1 protein-coding gene is annotated in these 1,149 nt (G+C 67.2%); it reads right to left on the bottom strand.

The genetic code is table 11. The features are described from left to right. Positions 1-308 (bottom strand): winged helix-turn-helix domain-containing protein (locus tag Q9R26_RS18565; protein WP_311228208.1); only part of this gene is annotated, 308 nt, incomplete at its 3' end. Positions 309-1,149 lie beyond the last annotated feature (841 nt).

Here is a 1,149-nt window from a genome sequence, read left to right as displayed (position 1 = left end):
GGTGGGGTGAAGAAGTCGCGGTAGCGGACCGTGCTGGCGATGAAGTACCCATCGCCGGGCACCGACCGCACCACGCCCTCAGCGATGAGTGCCCGGTACGCGTTCAGGATCGTGTTGATGCTCACCCCGGACGTCACTGCAGCGGCCCGGTACGGCGGTAACCGATCACCCTCGACCAGCACGCCGGCAGCGATGCTGTCGCGGACGAGCTGCTCGACCCGCTGCTGCAGGAACCCTCCCCGCCGCGGGCCCGGCAAGACCAACCGGAACGCACCAGGCGACGCCAGCATCACCTCACCACCGTCCATGCGCCGGCACCCCCTTCGTACGAACCGCGGGGTGGGCCACCGGATCAGGTGGCAGCCCACCCCGCTGGCAGCGGGAACCACCCAGCTGCTGCCACACAGTCTGCACGAACCGGCACCTCGTACCGTGCGACCAATGAGTCGCCCATCCTCGCGCCGGCGAAAGCCCGCCCCGGTCCGCCGGCCGCGCGGAAGCATGCGCATGCACTGGTGGCAATGGGCGCTCATCGGCGCCCTTGCCGCCGTCACGGCAACACTGGTGGCGGCCGCGCTCACGCTCAGGTGAGCCCGGCGCGGTCTGCCAAGTTGATGGGTTCCCGGGGGCGATGGAAAGTTCGGGTCATCCCGCCACCCCCGGGATAGCGCACTCCCCCACCAGCCTCAAGGCAGGAAAGGCAAGTCTCTCGAACGGGAAACGAGTGTCGCGCAAGCATCACTGCCGCGGAGCGCTCCACACAGGATAGGACCGACTGTTCACCGGCGGAACCCTCTGTCCGGTTCCCTCGCAGAGGTTCGGGATGTCGGCCACGCATCAAACGCCGCCGACATCCCGCACACGCCACATCCTGACCCGAACAGGGGGCGCATGAACAAGCGTGCGCGCACCCCTATGTGCTGACAAGTCGGCACTACAGAGGACTCAGCATCGATGACGGGCTGAACGGGGCATGTCTGGCCGCCACCCGTAGGCGGCCAGACATCCCGGACCGACACCACACAGACGCGGCTTCAGCTGCGGAGCAGATACCCGAACCTGCTCATGAACAGAGTCAAACAGCCCTCACCATGCGAATCCATCCCCAGAACAGGGGGAACGATCGTTCTCTCGCGCCGGACTCGACGC

This window comes from Curtobacterium sp. BRB10 (genome assembly GCF_031844325.1).
Taxonomy (GTDB): Bacteria; Actinomycetota; Actinomycetes; order Actinomycetales; family Microbacteriaceae; genus Curtobacterium; species Curtobacterium poinsettiae_A.
Note: the sequence above shows the minus strand (reverse complement) of the source record. Positions and strands in the feature narration are given on the sequence as shown.